This is a genomic window from Hallella mizrahii, from assembly GCF_009695775.1.
GTDB lineage: Bacteria > Bacteroidota > Bacteroidia > Bacteroidales > Bacteroidaceae > Prevotella > Prevotella mizrahii.
Window position 1 is genome coordinate 1 of sequence record NZ_VUNG01000059.1, and the last position, 16,679, is coordinate 16,679.

General features: G+C 47.1%; 16 protein-coding genes. 12 read left to right on the forward strand and 4 right to left on the reverse strand.

Annotation, left to right across the window (positions count from 1 at the left end):
• Positions 1 to 265: 265 nt before the first annotated feature.
• Positions 266 to 733 carry an energy transducer TonB gene (locus FYJ73_RS14550; protein ID WP_154535468.1) on the reverse strand — a complete coding sequence of 156 codons (468 nt, stop codon included), beginning with the start codon at positions 731 to 733 and terminating at the stop codon, positions 266 to 268.
• 501 nt (positions 734 to 1,234) lie between these two features.
• Positions 1,235 to 2,020, reverse strand: coding sequence for a nitroreductase family protein (locus FYJ73_RS14555; protein WP_154535469.1), 786 nt, complete (start codon positions 2,018 to 2,020; stop codon positions 1,235 to 1,237).
• Between the two features lie 265 nt (positions 2,021 to 2,285).
• Between FYJ73_RS14555 and FYJ73_RS14560 the strand changes: the two genes are divergently transcribed.
• The gene (locus FYJ73_RS14560; protein ID WP_206081800.1) at positions 2,286 to 3,047 is read left to right on the forward strand and encodes a metallophosphoesterase; all 762 of its coding nucleotides are present in this window, start codon (positions 2,286 to 2,288) and stop codon (positions 3,045 to 3,047) included.
• Between the two features lie 9 nt (positions 3,048 to 3,056).
• On the opposite strand, the gene FYJ73_RS14565 is transcribed toward FYJ73_RS14560, so the two are convergent.
• Positions 3,057 to 3,215 carry a hypothetical protein gene (locus FYJ73_RS14565; RefSeq protein ID WP_154535471.1) on the reverse strand — a complete coding sequence of 53 codons (159 nt, stop codon included), beginning with the start codon at positions 3,213 to 3,215 and terminating at the stop codon, positions 3,057 to 3,059.
• A gap of 297 nt (positions 3,216 to 3,512) precedes the next feature.
• Here FYJ73_RS14565 and FYJ73_RS14570 point away from each other — a divergent pair, with 297 nt between their 5' ends.
• From FYJ73_RS14570 to FYJ73_RS14620, 11 genes are all read left to right on the forward strand, one after another.
• Positions 3,513 to 4,166 carry an NAD(P)-dependent oxidoreductase gene (locus tag FYJ73_RS14570; protein WP_154535472.1) on the forward strand — a complete coding sequence of 218 codons (654 nt, stop codon included), beginning with the start codon at positions 3,513 to 3,515 and terminating at the stop codon, positions 4,164 to 4,166.
• 376 nt (positions 4,167 to 4,542) lie between these two features.
• The gene (locus FYJ73_RS14575; RefSeq protein ID WP_154535473.1) at positions 4,543 to 5,046 is read left to right on the forward strand and encodes an RNA polymerase sigma factor; all 504 of its coding nucleotides are present in this window, start codon (positions 4,543 to 4,545) and stop codon (positions 5,044 to 5,046) included.
• The gene (locus tag FYJ73_RS14580; protein ID WP_154535474.1) at positions 5,043 to 5,750 is read left to right on the forward strand and encodes a hypothetical protein; all 708 of its coding nucleotides are present in this window, start codon (positions 5,043 to 5,045) and stop codon (positions 5,748 to 5,750) included. Before FYJ73_RS14575 ends, FYJ73_RS14580 begins: the two co-directional genes overlap by 4 nt.
• Positions 5,747 to 6,847 (forward strand): hypothetical protein, encoded by a 1,101-nt coding sequence (locus tag FYJ73_RS14585; protein ID WP_154535475.1) that lies wholly within the window; start codon positions 5,747 to 5,749, stop codon positions 6,845 to 6,847. The genes FYJ73_RS14580 and FYJ73_RS14585 overlap by 4 nt, the downstream gene beginning before the upstream one ends.
• A 10-nt stretch (positions 6,848 to 6,857) precedes the next feature.
• Positions 6,858 to 7,526, forward strand: a complete 669-nt coding sequence (locus tag FYJ73_RS14590; protein ID WP_154535476.1) for a hypothetical protein — start codon at positions 6,858 to 6,860, stop codon at positions 7,524 to 7,526.
• 53 nt (positions 7,527 to 7,579) lie between these two features.
• Positions 7,580 to 10,354, forward strand: coding sequence for a peptidase associated domain and porin domain-containing protein (locus FYJ73_RS14595; protein WP_154535477.1), 2,775 nt, complete (start codon positions 7,580 to 7,582; stop codon positions 10,352 to 10,354).
• A gap of 411 nt (positions 10,355 to 10,765) precedes the next feature.
• Positions 10,766 to 12,235: a tyrosine-type recombinase/integrase gene (locus FYJ73_RS14600; protein WP_154535478.1), complete on the forward strand. Its 1,470-nt coding sequence runs from the start codon at positions 10,766 to 10,768 to the stop codon at positions 12,233 to 12,235.
• A 109-nt stretch (positions 12,236 to 12,344) separates the two neighbouring features.
• The gene (locus tag FYJ73_RS14605) at positions 12,345 to 13,469 is read left to right on the forward strand and encodes a PDDEXK nuclease domain-containing protein (RefSeq protein WP_154535479.1); all 1,125 of its coding nucleotides are present in this window, start codon (positions 12,345 to 12,347) and stop codon (positions 13,467 to 13,469) included.
• A 34-nt stretch (positions 13,470 to 13,503) separates the two neighbouring features.
• Positions 13,504 to 14,229 (forward strand): hypothetical protein, encoded by a 726-nt coding sequence (locus FYJ73_RS14610; protein WP_154535480.1) that lies wholly within the window; start codon positions 13,504 to 13,506, stop codon positions 14,227 to 14,229.
• A 309-nt stretch (positions 14,230 to 14,538) separates the two neighbouring features.
• On the forward strand, positions 14,539 to 14,859 hold the full coding sequence (locus tag FYJ73_RS16025; RefSeq protein ID WP_235899402.1) for a helix-turn-helix transcriptional regulator: 321 nt from the start codon (positions 14,539 to 14,541) through the stop codon (positions 14,857 to 14,859).
• 14 nt (positions 14,860 to 14,873) lie between these two features.
• Positions 14,874 to 16,076 carry an AAA family ATPase gene (locus FYJ73_RS14620; protein WP_336509620.1) on the forward strand — a complete coding sequence of 401 codons (1,203 nt, stop codon included), beginning with the start codon at positions 14,874 to 14,876 and terminating at the stop codon, positions 16,074 to 16,076.
• 228 nt (positions 16,077 to 16,304) lie between these two features.
• On the opposite strand, the gene FYJ73_RS14625 is transcribed toward FYJ73_RS14620, so the two are convergent.
• On the reverse strand, positions 16,305 to 16,577 hold the full coding sequence (locus FYJ73_RS14625; RefSeq protein ID WP_154535481.1) for a hypothetical protein: 273 nt from the start codon (positions 16,575 to 16,577) through the stop codon (positions 16,305 to 16,307).
• Positions 16,578 to 16,679: the final 102 nt, after the last annotated feature.

The window sequence follows — 16,679 nt, forward strand, 5'->3', positions numbered from 1 at the left end:
GATTTACGCTTGTTTTAAATTGCAACACTAAGATAGGTGAAAAATCTGACATGGCAAAATCCTGAGCAACTTTTTGTTGCTCAGGAACTTATAAATAAAGTTAAATCAAAGTGTTGCGGAATTAAGGAAGAAAAGAATGCTTCTAATATTAATACGTATTACTCTTAAATATTTTTAAATCGCTCCAATTATATGGAGTTATATGGAGGGGGCGACTTTCTTAAAGGACCGAACCAGGTTTATACAAATCTTCAGCCCATACGGCTCACTCAAAATTTACAATGATACTAATTTTTGATTTAACATTTTTTCCGTTCTTTTTTGCCGGCTTCCATTTTGGCATAGATTTGACAATGTTTAATGCGTCTTCGTTCAATGATGGGTTTGTGGACTTTACAATTTTATAATTTGACAAATTGCCTTTCTTGCCGACCTCAAAACTTACTATAACTTTCCCAAATACATTATCACCTCTCCTTAATAATGTTTCATGAACCTCCTTTGCTAAATATTTTTTCAGTTCAATGCTTCCTCCTTGAAATTCAGGCATTTCTCCATTATTTAACATACCCGTTTGGGGTGACGTTGGCGCTTGCGACTCAACTAAAATTGGATGACTGAATTTCCAATCATTTTGCGCATTCTCATTCTGAGCACGTGCAGACAGGTCAAAACACATAAAAAGTATCAGAACGAATACTTTTACACGAACTAGGCTAAATATCTTTTTCATTTTTAAATCTAATGAGTTATTTTATTTTGACTTAAAATTAAGTATAATATCCTTGAAATACAAATAACACAACATCATATAACTATATTTAATATTATTTAAAAATTTCTGATCAACACAAATACGAAAATTCTACCAGCAGAGATTTTTCACAGAATTCCAGAAAATTCGCCCTGATAATCCATAACTTCAGAGGTAGCAAAAAGTCAGCCAAAAGGAATTCGATAAGGCAAAAAGTGAAACGTCCTTTTTTGAGGCTGCAGAGATGTCGGGGGTTAAAATGGAACTTAACCCAAATAACATGGATGATGTCGAGACTTTAAAATTAATGCATAAGGTCATGCCTTATAATCCAATTGAATTATCAGAATGAATCTTCTGTAATTGCTTTTTTCCAAATACTCAGTTAAGCCATAAGAAAAAGACCTGGCAGAAATATCCAGACGCAACACGGAACTGTGTCAAAAATCCACTTTAACACAGCCCCGCAAGCCGAATCACTTATCCGCGCTCGGTGTAGCGCTTATAGCGGAGACGGGGCAGACCGAAGCCCATCAGCGCCTGCACCTTCTGCTTCACACCGAAGAGGGCCTTGACGCGCTCTGGGTCTGAAAGCGACGTAGCGGTCATGACGAAGCCCATATAGAACTGGCTAACGCCTAAGCTCTGCGCCATCAGCGAGGCGTTTTGATAAGCAAGATTGCAGTCGGCGGCTCCGAAACTATGGTCGGAAGCAAAGACCATCACGTAGGGTGCGCCGCGAAGAATGATGTCCTTGCCATGTTCAAAAGCCTGACGTGCTCCGCTGACTACGCCCGCATAGTTGGGTCCAAGGATGTCGAGATGCTCGCCAAGAGTGTCGATGGTGAAGCGGATGATGTCGACGATCTTGTCCGGATCACAGACTACATTCAACTCTACCATTTGGTTGTTGCCGGCAGTAGGCGCATAGAGAGCAGCCTCACGCATCATCGCGATGGAAGAGCCCGGCACCTCTTTCTTGAGGAAAGTACGGTTGGAACGGCGCGCATGAATCAGATTCATCAGTTGTTCGGGTGTCGGCATCTGATGATAGTCTATCTCGTGAAGGCGCTCCAAGGGGAAGAGCTCATGATCGATGGAGTTTGAGGGACAGACATCTACACAATGTCCGCACTTGATACAGGCTTCCGCACGCTCTATGGTGACCGGAGTGCGGGGCGCAGACTGGCGGAAGATGCTTACAGGGCACACCGCCACGCAACTGCCACATTTGATACATGTCTCAGGGTTTATACGAATCTGCATATTACTATTGATTAAAAAGTAAAACGAATCACTCAAGCCAACGTCGCTTCATTGCTTGATATTATCTGCTGCAAATATACAACATTAATTTGATAAGCACAGTACAGCCACACGTTTTTGTGTATTATTGCTGCAAATATTTGTTATGAGTTTTTCTCGGAATGGGCATGCACTGCAACGACAAGTGTCAACTATTAGCAAAAACAAGTTGAAAGTCTTTGTCTTTTCATTCTTTTTCCTTATCTTTGCCCAAAAACTAAGCGATATGAACATTCTGATTATTCCCGACATACACGGACGGTCGTTTTGGGAAGAGGCCATTAACGACGTAGCAGAGCATCGGCGCGAGTTCGACGAAATCGTATTCTTAGGCGATTATTTCGATCCTTATTCCACCGAGCACATCAATGAGTGCCAGGCCATCATGAACTGGGAGCACCTCTACGACACGCTCACCGGCACCTATCTCACGTGTGCGCCTGTCTTCCTTATCGGCAACCACGACGCGCACTATATCAACAAGGTATTCGCAGGCAGAGCTTCCAGCAACCGCAAGTCTGCCAGGCATCTCCATACCATCGAGGGCATCTTCGAGGATCGCCGACAAATGTTCCAAGTAGCCTTTGACACGACAATAGGCGGCAAGAAGGTGCTCTTCACACATGCCGGCATCAACCGCGGATGGGCCGAGCGACACCAGGACCTCCTTGGTACCGTCAGTGCTGACAGCCTCAACAATCTCACGAAAAGCGACGAAGGATGGCTTGCCCTCACCGACGTGGGTGAAGAGCGAGGCGGATGGGCCAAAACGGGCGGACCAATGTGGGCCGACGTTAGCGAGCACTACGACGAGGACGGGAAACCCTATGCCATCGACGGCTATGACTACGAGATCTTCGCGCATACCCGTAAGAAGGAACCGGTCATCAACGACGCTTTCGCCATGCTCGACGCACAGCGACCCTTCATCCTCGCCGACGACTGCACCATCCACGAATACAGCGACGCGGATAAGCTGGGGCTGTGATGGCAAGTCTTACTCTCCTACCCCTTTTGAACGACTCAAGAAGCAATAGATAGCAGCCTCGATAATAGTAAGCACCAGCAACACAGCTCCTGCCATCCATAGGGATCCAGTCATGCAGACCACAGCGATCACAGCCGTGGACAAGACAGAGAACAACACTACCATCATGGGTACTTGGCTTCTCTCAAATGGTTGGCGAAGCGGAGACAGAAAGTCGCGGAGGCGTGTCATACACATATAAGTTTTCTGTTTCAAGCGCAAAATTAGCGAATCAATGTCGAAAGCGCAAAACTTACAAGTCAAAGAAAGTTAACACTACTCTTGTTCCCTGCCCTATCCATCCATTCCCTACCTAAAGGTAAGCATAAGACAGCAAGGTGCCCTCTTGCAGCGTATCAGTTTTTCCCTATCTTTGCACCTGTAAACAAGAAAACAATAATCACAAATAAAGAAAGGATACAAGTTATGGCAAATGTAGTTTTAATCGGCGCAACAAGCTTCGTAGGTTCATCTATTCTCAACGAGCTTCTCTCCCGTGGTCACAAGGTGACGGCAGTGGTACGCCACGCCAATAAGCTTCCAAAGAACGACAACCTCACGGCTGTGGAGGAAGACGTAGCCAACGTTGATGCTATAGCCAATATCGCCAAAGGCAAGGACGCTGTCATCTCTGCCTATAATCCCGGTTGGGGCAATCCCGACATCAAGCGCCTCACAGAGGAGAACTATCCCAAGATTGTGGAGGCGGTGAAGAAAAGTGGCGTAGACCGTCTGCTCATCGTCGGCGGTGCCGGTACGCTCTTCGTCAAGCCAGGACTGCGTGTCGTCGACTCCGGTGCCATCCCCGCAGAGATCATGGATGCCGTGCGCTCATTGGGCGACTTCTATCTCAACGGCCTTACCAAGGAGCACGACCTCGACTGGGTGTTCTTCTCTCCTGCCGGTGAGTTTGAGGAGAAGGGCGAGCGCACTGGCAAGTTCCGTCTCGGCAAGGACGATCTGATCGTCGACCCGGCTACTGGCACCAGCCACATCTCTGTCCAGGACTATGCTGTCGCTATGGTCGACGAACTGGAGAAGCCCGCTCACCACAAGGAACGCTTCACCATCGGATACTAATATACTCCTTATTATATATAAGGGATATAAGGGATCATTAAAAAACGGCATCCTACAGACACCGCACCATGCGGCCTGTAGGATGCCGTTCTCATTTCGCAATACCTATTTTCCTACAGTAGGAAGGTTCCTGCCCCGTTGACGCTGTGAGCCCGGAAGCCATCGTGACTCCAGTTCCGTGACTCTGTGCGAGATATAAAACGCAAGATTATGTTGCACGGCTCGACAAGAAGCCTTATCTTTGTAGTTGACAAGTAGGAGACACTGTAAATAAGGAAGAGTCATCCTTGCTGAGAGCGACAAAAATATTATGAAACATTTGCATAGCGTTTTCAGCTTTTTGTCGTATTAGAGATAAACGCATCCGAAAATCTAAATGGAAATAAGCGAATTCATAGAATATGTAAGGCGATACCGGCATGATTTTGTCGGTATCGCACACCACTATTTCCATGATGAGCACGAAGTGGAAGACGCCGTGCAAGATGCGCTGATTCGCTTGTGGATGGCAAGGGAAAGAATAGAGCCGCCGGAACGATTCCGCCAATATGGAGCAACAGCTACAAGAAATATTTGCCTTGACAAAATAAAGCAAAAACACGGACTTCACTTTGTGGAAGTGGATTTGGCGGAAGGCAAGACATCCGGCCATAGCCCACAATCGGTGTTGGAAGAGTCTGAAAACGAAACGTTGATGCTGCAATGCATGAAAGAGCTTCCCGCTAAATACAAGGAACTGATACGGATGAGAAATGGAGAAGGATTGAGCTATAAGGACATAGCAAATCTCATTGGCAGTACAGAGTCATCGGTACGCGGTATGGTGGCGAGGGCAAGATCAATACTCATAAGACAATTCAACGAAAGGAGAAAGAAATGAAGAACAAAGAGTACATAGGAAAACTTCTCAGAAAGTTTATGCAAGCGGAGACTTCCGAACAACAGGAGTCGGAGCTTGCAGACTATTTCTGTCATTCTAAGAACATTCCTGAAGAATGGGAGGCATACAAACAATACTTCAAAGCCTTTGACTCCGAAGAAGCATCTTCTTCAAATAATGGTTACCCAACACCATTATTAAGGAGGCATTGGTATTACGCTGTTGCTTGCGTTGCCGCGACGTTCGTCTGTGCTGTTGCGCTGAAGTATGCCCTATACACTTCCGAAAACAGCAAAAGGCTGGCAATAGAGACACCCGTGCGAATTCAGTCAACGGAATCCACAAAAGCGAAGGACACTACTGTTGTGAGCAAGAATCCGATGGCAACTATTGGGGAAAGGCAGGAAGTGTCTGAAAAGGTATGTATGAAGCGGGGCGGCTACGGCAAAAGCAGAAGAGCCGACAGAGCCGACTATGTTCCTGTTCCCAAACCCGTTGCTGCGACAGAAGCCCGGCACTATGTTGCGACATCAACGGAGACGATGATCGAAGAGCCTTCCCATCAAATAAAGACCGCCGACATCAACGCGTCGGTCGCTTACATCCAATCAAAAGGGGAGAATCTCGAGAGACAAGTCTTGGCTTCAAAAGGAGACGGTGAGTATCACATGCATATCAACAAAGACTTAGAGCAGAACTTATGAGAAGAAAGATGATCATGCTTGCATTGTTTGTCTCTTTTGCGCTGGCATCGCTGGCGCAAAAGCCTAACCCTGCCATGGCAAAGCTCTTAAATGAGTTTGGCAAGGCTGGCATAGAAGGCACCTATTCTGCCGACAACACAGGGCAGGAGTACTATCTCGCACTCTACAAGCTTACCCATGCCGACATTGACAATCTAATACAGTATAACAGGTTGGGACAGGCTGATTTTCCCTTCCAATTAGAAGGGACAAGGGAGTACATAGCCTCCCGGCTTAAAGAAAGCGAGAAGGCGCAACATGATGAAGCTATGATAAGACCCGTCATCAAGCATACCCTTGACAGTCTTGCACCGTCGGCAAAAGAATGCTATCACTATGAAGTGCATAATGGCATGGGAGACACCATCAAATATGTCCTTGCGTTGAACAACATGCCGAAGGATTTGTTTCAGCAGCGCGTAAAAGGGCAAGTCGAGAAGAAAGCGGGTAATGAATTCATTGACTATTTCAGCTACGACGGAGGTACCTTCCTGCATTATATTTTGCCACCACTACAGAAAAGCGGGATGGCAAGTTGTCACTCAGAAGACTCGTTTAAACATAACATAGAGGCCATCCTGGCAAAACACAAGGGAAAGAAGTACGCCGTAAGCTATAATATGAATCCGGGTACCAGCATCTATCCACAGGACTGGTATGTATTAAAGTACAACAGCAAATCTAACTCAAAGAGTGAGGGCACACATTATTATTTCGCGTTAACAAAAGAAGCGCAGAACAGCATTGTAAAGGAAGTCGCAGAAGCAGCCACTTGTTTCCTGACTTCTACATCTGACACGTCAGAATATAGTCTTTTCTATACTCTTCCTTTGGGCAATGCCAAAAGAGATAATGCGGCTTACGATCACCTGATATTTTGTAATACGGAAAGTATCGGACGGCATTTCAGCATCAATATGAAGATGACCGACAAGGGACTCCATGTGTTATTGCTGTCAAATGAAGGGGAATGGCTTGTTCCACGACGGTCATGGTGGAAAATCAAAGCCATCAGTGGGAAGAAGATAGTGTATGAGAAAGATTTCAAAAACGACTAATAACCATTCCATGAAAAAAATATTGCTGATATTGATGGCCTGTATCAATGCCGTCACGATGCTTGCACAAAAACCTGGGGTGTATAAGAAGGCAAGCAACAAGGCCGCTGACAAGACCGAGGCTCCCTGTAAGAATGAATATATGATAGTCGGAATCAATGGCAACACAATGCTCTTCGAGCCTTATGTCCAAAGCAATTCCCACAATGGGAAAAAAAGAGTTCGCTTTCGAATGGGGCCAGGCTGCCATCAGTCCGGCGGGAGCAATAACGACTCGACTTACAAGGTCGCACCCAATCCTCCTGAGGTAGAAGACTTTGTCAGTCTCCTCTCAGGGGACTTTACGACACCAACCAACAATATCCTTGGTGTTTGGTATCACGAAGCCTCCGGCATCAAATGCTACAAGATCTTCTCGCCGACACGTTCTTTGTTGATCTTTATCTACGAATCGCCGGAAGGCAGCATGGAGACGGCAAATGCTATCTTGGAGGCGGTAAACTATGGCAAAGACCAAGTCGTTGCAGAAGACGGTACAAGGTATTCGGTTCGCAGGGAAGGTGCTGACACGATGGTGGTAACCTACACCATGGAAGGCAAGCGACATCGTGAGCAATGGACCCGTTCCCAATTACCGACATACCTCTCCGGATTATTCATGTCCCTTGGCACAAACTAAAACAAGGATTATTGTTAATCGTCATCATGAACAAAATAGCTTCTCTTATTATCTTGACACTATTATACTGTCTGTCTGCCAATGCCGCAGAAATCAATCATAACGTACAAGGACGTGTAGCCGACAAGATAACCGGCGACCCCATACCCGCCAAGGTGTTCCTGATGGATGCCGACAGTACTATCCTTGCCACTACCAAGGCCACCATTGAGAATGTCCCCTATCAAGGGCAGATTGCCTTATACGTTTTCAATGGCAAGCGGCTGCAAAAGGGTAAGTACATCATCAAGGCCTCCATGTTAGGTTACAAGGACGCTTATGAGAATATAACGTTACAGAGCCAGCGGCAGACCACTCTGATAGCCAACCCCATACTGATGGAGCATGACGTCCATGAGCTGCAGGGGGTGACCGTCAAGGCCACGAAGATAAAAATGGTGATGCACGGCGACACAATTGTGTATAATGCCGATGCCTTCAACCTGGCGGAAGGCAGTATGCTCGACGCACTCGTCGCCCGTCTGCCGGGAGCACAGTTGACAAGGGAAGGACAGATATTCGTCAACGGGCGGCTCGTCAAGAGTCTGCTGGTCAACGGACGGGATTTCTTCAGCGGCAATCCGAAGATGGCACTGGAGAATCTGCCTTCTTATACTGTGAGCAAGATAAAGGTTTATGATAGGGAAAGTCAAAACTCTCGTCTCATGCAGAGGGACATGGGCGACAAGAGCCTGGTGATGGATGTCAAGTTGAAGAAAGAATACCTCGCCACGCTCTTTGGCAACGTCGAGGCAGGAGCGGGATCTGACGGACGCTTCGCGCTGAAAGGGTTCGGTATGAAGTCGTCTCGCAAAGAAATGTTCTTCGCTTTCACCAACATCAACAACCTCAGTGACAATCAGAAGGCCGACATGACAGGCCGATGGACTCCGCAAGATGCGCCAAACGGCCTGCTGACCAACCGATCGGCAAATGTCAGCTATGCAAGATTCTTCGACAGCAGTATGGACAAGTGGCTCAGTACACAAAACACCATCTCGCATGATGACATTGACTTGCAAACGAGAAAGAATATAGAGACCTTCTTGCCAGGAGGAAACCTTGTCAGGCTGTCACAGAGCCAAGCCGACACGAAGACGACTGTCTTTGACAGCCAGAATGCCTTGCACTACGGCGAGAGCGGCAAGTACTCCACCATGACCAGCCTCAACTTCCACTACAAGCGCAATAGGAAATACGCAGACGCAGACGCCGCCAGCTCCGATTCTACCTCTCTGTTGAACGAACTCGTGGAGCGGAGCATGGACAAAAGCGAGAACTATCATTTGACGTTGTCAAACAGCAGTACGCTGAAGCATATCATCGACCTGCTGCATTCCGATTTCAGCATGGAGTATGACAAGCTACATGGAAACTCGTTCTCGCTCTACGACCTGAGATATGCGGAGGCAAGTCAGGCGCGCGACTTCCGCAACAAATATCAGATTAAGGACAGCAGACACTGGGATGTGAAGGAAGGCATTGCCTACGACTGGAATTGGCCGGGCTGGAGCCTGAGACCGCAATATCAATATGAATATAAATACAACAAGACCAACAACGCACTTTACAGGCTTGACAAGCTTGAAGGCCACGACAGCACGCGTTATGACCTTCTCCCGTCATCACGGGCAGCCTTGCTGAAAGTGCTCGACCACAACAACAGCTATTACTATACAGAATACCAGAATCATCACCGGCTGATGCTGGAATGGGAAATCAATGCCGCCACTGGTCGCAACAAGATGAACATAGAATACGGCTACATCCGACTTCCCCTTCGCTTCGTCAGCAAGAATCTCTATTACACACGAGTAGGGCGGCATGATGTGTCTGCACATGAAGTGTTCTTCGAACCGGAAGCTTTCTTCTCTGGCGGCAGGTCGGTTCGATGGGAACTGAACGCCGTCATCAAGTCAGAGATACCCGATTTGGTCAAGAAGGTGGACTACCGCGACGACTCAGACCCACTGTTCCTCATCTCCGGCAACCCGAATCTGAAAAACATCCACCGCTATCAGGCTTCGCTCCTCTTACGCCATGAGGGCAACGGACAGCGGATGTGGAACGCCTCAGTTAAATACGACAAGACCGACAACGACATCGCATACGCAACCCTCTACGACATGCGCACAGGCATCTCTACCATCATGCCCGTCAGTGTCAACGGCAATTGGCGCGTAGAAGGACAGACGGGGCTGACCCTGCCACTGGACAGTGCTCGCCGCTGGACCATCGACAACCAACTGTCCGCGCGCTACGACCACAATGTCGACATGACGACCACTGAGGAGAACGTGGCAAGCATGCGCAGCATCGTCAACAACTGGCAGATGGGCGATGAGGTAAAGCTGAGCTTCCGCCCGAATGACCGGATAGACTTTGCACTTCTGGCCGGTGGAACGTACTACTATATCCACAGCCGGCGAAGTGGCTTCACCAACGTCCACGCCGGTGACTACAAAGTAGGTCTTACAACAGAGTTTCAACTCCCGTGGGACATCGCCTTGGGTTCAGACATGACATTATACGCCCGTCGGGGGTACTATGAAAGCATGATGAACACCACAGACTGGGTGTGGAACGCCCATCTGAGCCGCAGCTTCCTAAAAGGCGCTTTAGTCGCCAAGCTGACAGGATTTGACTTGCTGCACCAGCTGACCAACACCCGCTACGAGATGAACGACCAAGGCCGCACGGAACTCTGGTACAACAGCCTGCCCCGCTATGTCATGCTCTCACTGTCATGGAGGTTTAATGTCAGTCCCAAACGGAAGTTGATGCCTTAGAAACTAATACCATTTACTACTAAATCGTCAGCCACGGCTGGCGAAATAGCTGATTGTGTCTGTGTATGCCCTTTTCCCAATGTTTTCCTGAAAAGAAAATCAGCGGCTTAGAGAAGTCTCTAAGTCGCTGATTTTCATTGTGGACCAGCTAGGGCTTGAACCTAGGACCTCCAGATTATGAGTCTGTCAAACTAAAATTTTATGAAATTTTATAGAATTCTATTTGACTGATTATCAGATAGTTTATAAATTTGTGCAATCTTAGAAAACGGCATAAAACCCCTTAACTCAACGTTAATGTTTTCGCATTGTTTTCGCAGAATTTTGCCGAAAACATCATTTAGGACTACCAAATGATGGATTTAAATGGCATAAGATTTCACAAAATTATAAATATAAATAGCAATTGACATGAAGGCAAAACTGACTACATCATTCGGCAATTTCGTTGAACGCAACTGCTCCGTCGCCTTAGTTCTGGACAAGCGCTCAAACCGAAAGAACGTGGACTCCTATCCACTGACAGTCCGCTTTACCATAGACCGGAGAAGTTTCTACCATCGGGTAGGCGGCAGCTATACAGAGAAGGAGTTCTCAGATATCTGCACTGTTGCAAAAAGCAAGTCGCCAAAGTATGAGAAGAAGAAGCTTTGGCTTGGGCATCTGCAGAAATATCAAGAGCTACTAACGATTATCAACAAGGGAAGTAATCTTTCCTTGGAGGCAATACGAACGACTGTTGAGGGAAGGACTTCTTCTGTCGAGGACCCTAACTCCTTCATGGGCATTTGGGATGATATGATTGAGCGGCTGAAGACTGAGAATAATGGTGCGAGGGTGACAACCGCACAATTTTATGAGAACGCACAGAAATCATTCAAAAAGATTATGTGGCGGCATCGTATTAAGGGGTTTAACATATCAATTGATGACTTGAAGCGTTGGAACGATGGAATGAAGACCGGCGTAAAAGATAAAGACGGCAAACTCGTTGGTAAAATCAGCGACACAACACGCGGAATCTATCTTCGGACAGTCAGAGCAGTGTGGAATGAATGCCGTCGTCTCGGCTACCTTGTCAACATGGAATACCCGTTTTCCAATATCAAGCAGAAGGGATTGATAGCTATTCCTTCTGGCGCCACACGCAAGGAGGAATATCTTGATGTTGAGAAGATGACACGCCTTTACCAGGTGTTTATCAACAAGGAATACCCTGAGTCGTGGTCTGATGATTACAAGAAGCGAGCCCACTATTCATTGGGACTGTTTCTCGTCCAATATCTCTGCAATGGCTTCAATCTGATGGATGCTGGGCGATTGAAGTATTCACAATACTATTTCGACACCGAACGAAAGGCTTTCCGCTTCAATCGCAAAAAGACAAGAGCTAGGAGCGAGAATGGTTCAGAAGTTATCGTACCAATCATAGAGCCGTTGCAAAATATCCTTGATGACATCGCAGCCAAGCCTGTAAAGAATGGCTATGTCTTTCCCGGCATACTGAAAGGGGCAAATGATGAACTCAGCATTCGCAGAAGAATACAGCAGGAAAATTCGAACGTTCAAGACCGTGTAATCAACATCTGCAAGACCGTGCTCCATTGGGAGGTACGTCCATCTGGGACATGGTGCCGGCATTCTTTCGCCACTAATCTCAGCATGGCAGGAGTAGACAAGGGTTATATCACTGAGAGTATGGGGCACTCACAAAACCAGTCTATTACAGACCGGTATATCGCCAACTATCCACTTGCTAAGCAGATGGAGTACAACAACAAGCTGTTAGACTTAGAGCCAAAGGTGACTGTAGATGACATAAAGAGCATGACAGACGAACAGAAGACGGCGATGTTGTTGCAATTATTAAATAAGCGATAAAACGAAACGAGCTCTGTGCTAGACGAAATTACATTTTTAATACATAAAGAGGAAAATAATAAATTAAATTAGCTATCTTTACACCATTAAAGGTTATAATATAGGAAAAATGAATAATCACTTCGTCACATCATCATTCCAAAAGAATAAAGAGTATATACATTGGCTCCAGCAAATCAAGGAGCAGTACCGCAGGAGCCAGGCCAAGGCTGCTGTGCGTGTCAATGATGCCATGATAGAGTTCTACTGGTATCTCGGACATGAGATAGTTGACTTGAAGGCAGAGTCAACATGGGGAGACGGCGTCATTAAGCAATTGAGCCTTGATCTCAAAGAAAGTTTTCCTGGAGCAAGGGGATTTTCTACGACTAACTTGTGGTATGTCAAACAGTGGTATACATTTTATAGTACGCAATATCAAAAACTCCAACAGGGTGTTGGAGAATTCAGTTTAAGCCACAAACTGCGTACGGAGACAAATTCTCCAAAAGTCCAACAAGGTGTTGGAGTATTGGATTTTCCTCCTCTACTCGGACTCATTGGCTGGAGCCAGCATATTATCATTGTGTCGAAATGTAAGACAATAGAGGAGGCAGTCTTCTATATCAAAAAATCGATAGACGGGAATTGGGGACGTAATACTTTAAAGCAATTCATTGACTCCGACCTCTACCACGCCCAAGGCAGCCTGCCTTCTAATTTTGACAAGACTCTGCCTGATGACTACCGTATGAAGGTGAACGACATGTTTAAGGACCCGTACGACTTCGGGTTCTTGAAGATGCCACGCGTTTATCAGGAACGCGATTTGGAGGATGCACTCACGCACAACATCACCCGCTTTCTGCTGGAGCTTGGGAAAGGCTTCACGTTCTACGGGCGTCAGGTTGAACTGGTAGTTTCCGGCACGTCCTATTTCATCGACATGCTGTTTTACCATATCCGGCTCAAATGCTTCGTCGTGGTCGAGCTGAAGGTGACTGACTTCAAACCGGAGTACGCAGGCAAGCTCAATTTCTATGTCACGGCTGTTGACAAGCTCCTGAGGCAGGAGGACGACAAGCCGACTATCGGTCTCCTTATCTGCAAATCGAAGGACAACACCAAGGTGGAGTGGTCGTTCGACGGACTTAACAAGCCCATCGGAGTTGCCGCTTATGACCTTAAGCAGTATCTCCCTACCGTAGAAGAAATGGAAAAGCAAATCAAGCTCATGGACGATAACAAAGAATAAGACAACAAATAAAGTACACATTATAATATTCACCATGCCCAATATCAACAAGCCCTTTTACGCCCTTGCATATTCCGCTTTAGGTGCCGCGCTGCCGCCAATGCCTTTCAAGGCAGCTGAGATTGTCTCCGGATTTAGTTTCTCATCAGTGATATGGAAACTTGTATGGCTCGTTTCCATAGTCTCGTTTATCATTCTTGCGGGAAGTCTCCTATACATTATTATTTATGTAGTGCCGATAGAGAAATTGATATACAAGGCCATTCACCCAATAGTCTGTATCTTCGCAGGCAAAGACGAGGTTGGCACCAGTAATGATGCCACAAAATCTACTGAAGAAATCTCAGCTGCCAATCATTCTAAAGACCAAACAGAGGAGCAGTTCGCTCAGATGGCAGAAGATCCTCTTGACGAGCGGCACGCAATGTTTCTGCCGTATGTGAACGAGGATTGCAAAGAGTTGCCGTCGATGCCAATACTTGACATTCTCGACGAGGTGTTCAAGGGCAACAGACAAAAAAAGGATGTCGGGACAGCGCTATACTGTGCCAAAAGCCTCAAATGGATTTCGAGTTTCCCGCCACATAAACAAATGGCGGCTGTCTTTGGAGAAGAGATTGTCGGATCATCAAGCAATTTCGCCACCTACATGCCGCCAATCAGAGAGATCGACAGGGACTATAGCAGAGCAGACAACGATTTTCTTGTTGAGGTTAGAGGAATGAAAACGCGTCTGAGAAAGGCAGCAGGTATAAACTGATCGATTTCCACCCCAAAATCATCATCCCTATCGGCCGGCACCGGTAGGGATTTTTTATGTGCCATTGAATTTCGTTGAATAATCGTTGAACTTTCATTGAACGATTATTGAATGCGGAGAATTATTATTGGATATCGTTGAACTCGTTGGTTTACAACATGTTATGCAATGTTTTCTGAGATTTTATATCGTATCTTTGCAGTGCGATTTCGGAGCAAAACTTCCATTTGCGACGTTACCGAAGTACTGGCACGGACGGAAGACGGCGCCAGGTAGCGACATGTTTAACTTTATATATCATTACTTACCATGGAAAATCCATCAAACCCGTTTGTTGTGATGACCAAAGCAGATTTTGAGGCGATGGTCAACATGATGGCTGCAAAAATGCAGCAACCGACATCTGCTGCCATTAACGAGACAGCAGGTGCAGTGTCAAAACCAGTGGCAGAGATTGACGGTGAACGTTATCTGTCACGCAAAGAGACTGCCGACATGCTGAAAGTCGACTTCTCTACCTTATGGCGCTGGAACAGGTCGGGCCTGCTCCGCAGCAAGAAGGTCGGACCAAGGCGTGTGCTCTACAACTATAAGGATGTGGTAGCTCTCATTAATAACAAGGTTGTTTGACGAAAGGAGGTATTATGAGTACTCAAGAATCAAAGGATAAGGAACAGCCAAGGTACATAGAAACCATCAACGGCAAATATGATACCGCCGAGAAGCGGATTGTCCATGACATGGACGCCGTGCCAAGTCAGCCTGTCAATGCAGAGGAAAATGCCGGTGGTCAGGGAAGTCAGCCAACCTCAACGGACGGCAAGAAAGAATGCAATATCAGCCAGCCTCTGTCTCAAGAAAAGACTGGCAGTGAGCCATCAGTTCTGGCACCGAATGACGACATCGATGACATCATGGCATCCTTTCGGCAGCTGCAGGAGAAGAGTGCCGTCAACACGAAGAGCTTCCGTGTGGCCTCGATGAACGAGTATCTGGAGAAGGCAAGACAGCTGCCGCCGCTGGTGGTGCTCTATCCCAACATCGTCCTTGAGGGCGACCTGTGCATCATCTTCGAGCAGTCAGGAATCGGCAAGACCATCTTCGCCATGCAGGTGGCACGCGAGATTGCCGCCAAGGGCAAGCGAGTGCTGTATCTCGACTTCGAGATGTCGGAGAGGCAGCTGGCACTGCGGTATAACACACCTAACTTCCCGCCGACATTCTTCCGCGCCGAGCTCAAGACCGACAACATCGTCGACAACGTGCTTGTGGAGATAGAGCGTGCCGCGGTGGAGAACCATGCTGAGGTGCTGTTCATCGACAACATCACCGCCCTCGGGCAGTCACTCGACAAGGGTATGGAGGCCGGAACGCTCATGTCCTCGCTCAACACTCTAAAGAAGGAGCACGGCTGGACACTCGTCGTACTGAACCATGTACCCAAGCGCTACTCGGGAGCCATTCCACTGTCGCTGGAGGCGATACAGGGCTCGGCGAAGCTGAACCAGCTCGTCGATGACGCCATCGGACTGGGCGTATCCAGCAAGGACCATTCGGTCGTCTATGTCAAGCAGTGCAAGTGGCGAAACGGCGAGATGGAGCTCTATGCCGATCACGTTGCCCTCTATGAGCGGACGAAGGATGAGCTCGACAATCTCGGATTCTCCTTCCTCGACTACGGGTCCGAGCACGACCTGCTCGCCGTGGAGACGGGAAACAGCCAAAGCGACCTGAAGGCGAATGTCATATCCCTTCATGAGCAGGGATGCACGCAGCAGCAGATTGCCGACCGTCTGCAGATATCACAGAGCAAGGTCTCGAGAATTCTGAAGTCACGCATGTCATAAACCATTAATACCATTTTGCCGACCATTCACTCTATGCGGTTATGCCGATTATTCACTTTATGCAGTTATTCACGCTGCATAAATGAATAATGTGAATAAAGTGAATAAGGCGAATAAAAAGAAGGAGGTAATATGTTCGATTTTACGAAAATACTTGCCACGAAGGCTCCCAAGGAGAAGCGTGGAATAAAACTGATACATCCTGGGGACATAGGACTTCACTATTCATCAGTGACCGACCACCTCGATTACATTGCGGGCTATGACAGGCACATGCTGAGCGCCGTGGACAAACTGATAGAGCGCTACCACCTCGGTGCGGTCTATGAGACGACCGGAGGATACCGCGGGTCCGTCCTTCCACGGATTGACAAAAATGGAAGGGTTGCGGGAGGAAGCGTGATACACTTTGACATACATGACGGAAGCGTGCTGAAATGTGGAAATCTCGCCGACAGCCTTTACCAGTGGTACAGCTATGACTTCTATGTTGCTATCCAAATAACTGGATAATATTTATTGTTTATTAACTTTTTATTATCGTTTAATTATCAATCACTTAGCGTGAAGTTGAGAGTTTATTGCCTTTTAAGAGAGACAACA

Coding starts and splice junctions, on each gene's coding strand:
- FYJ73_RS14605 (WP_154535479.1), top strand. CDS start 12,345: ATGAATAATCACTTCGTCACATCATCATTCCAAAAGAATAAAGAGTAT.
- FYJ73_RS14600 (WP_154535478.1), top strand. CDS start 10,766: ATGAAGGCAAAACTGACTACATCATTCGGCAATTTCGTTGAACGCAAC.
- FYJ73_RS14550 (WP_154535468.1), bottom strand. CDS start 733: ATGAAAAAGATATTTAGCCTAGTTCGTGTAAAAGTATTCGTTCTGATA.
- FYJ73_RS14575 (WP_154535473.1), top strand. CDS start 4,543: ATGGAAATAAGCGAATTCATAGAATATGTAAGGCGATACCGGCATGAT.
- FYJ73_RS14570 (WP_154535472.1), top strand. CDS start 3,513: ATGGCAAATGTAGTTTTAATCGGCGCAACAAGCTTCGTAGGTTCATCT.
- FYJ73_RS14590 (WP_154535476.1), top strand. CDS start 6,858: ATGAAAAAAATATTGCTGATATTGATGGCCTGTATCAATGCCGTCACG.
- FYJ73_RS14620 (WP_336509620.1), top strand. CDS start 14,874: ATGAGTACTCAAGAATCAAAGGATAAGGAACAGCCAAGGTACATAGAA.
- FYJ73_RS16025 (WP_235899402.1), top strand. CDS start 14,539: ATGGAAAATCCATCAAACCCGTTTGTTGTGATGACCAAAGCAGATTTT.
- FYJ73_RS14565 (WP_154535471.1), bottom strand. CDS start 3,215: ATGATGGTAGTGTTGTTCTCTGTCTTGTCCACGGCTGTGATCGCTGTG.
- FYJ73_RS14555 (WP_154535469.1), bottom strand. CDS start 2,020: ATGCAGATTCGTATAAACCCTGAGACATGTATCAAATGTGGCAGTTGC.
- FYJ73_RS14560 (WP_206081800.1), top strand. CDS start 2,286: ATGAACATTCTGATTATTCCCGACATACACGGACGGTCGTTTTGGGAA.
- FYJ73_RS14610 (WP_154535480.1), top strand. CDS start 13,504: ATGCCCAATATCAACAAGCCCTTTTACGCCCTTGCATATTCCGCTTTA.
- FYJ73_RS14580 (WP_154535474.1), top strand. CDS start 5,043: ATGAAGAACAAAGAGTACATAGGAAAACTTCTCAGAAAGTTTATGCAA.
- FYJ73_RS14585 (WP_154535475.1), top strand. CDS start 5,747: ATGAGAAGAAAGATGATCATGCTTGCATTGTTTGTCTCTTTTGCGCTG.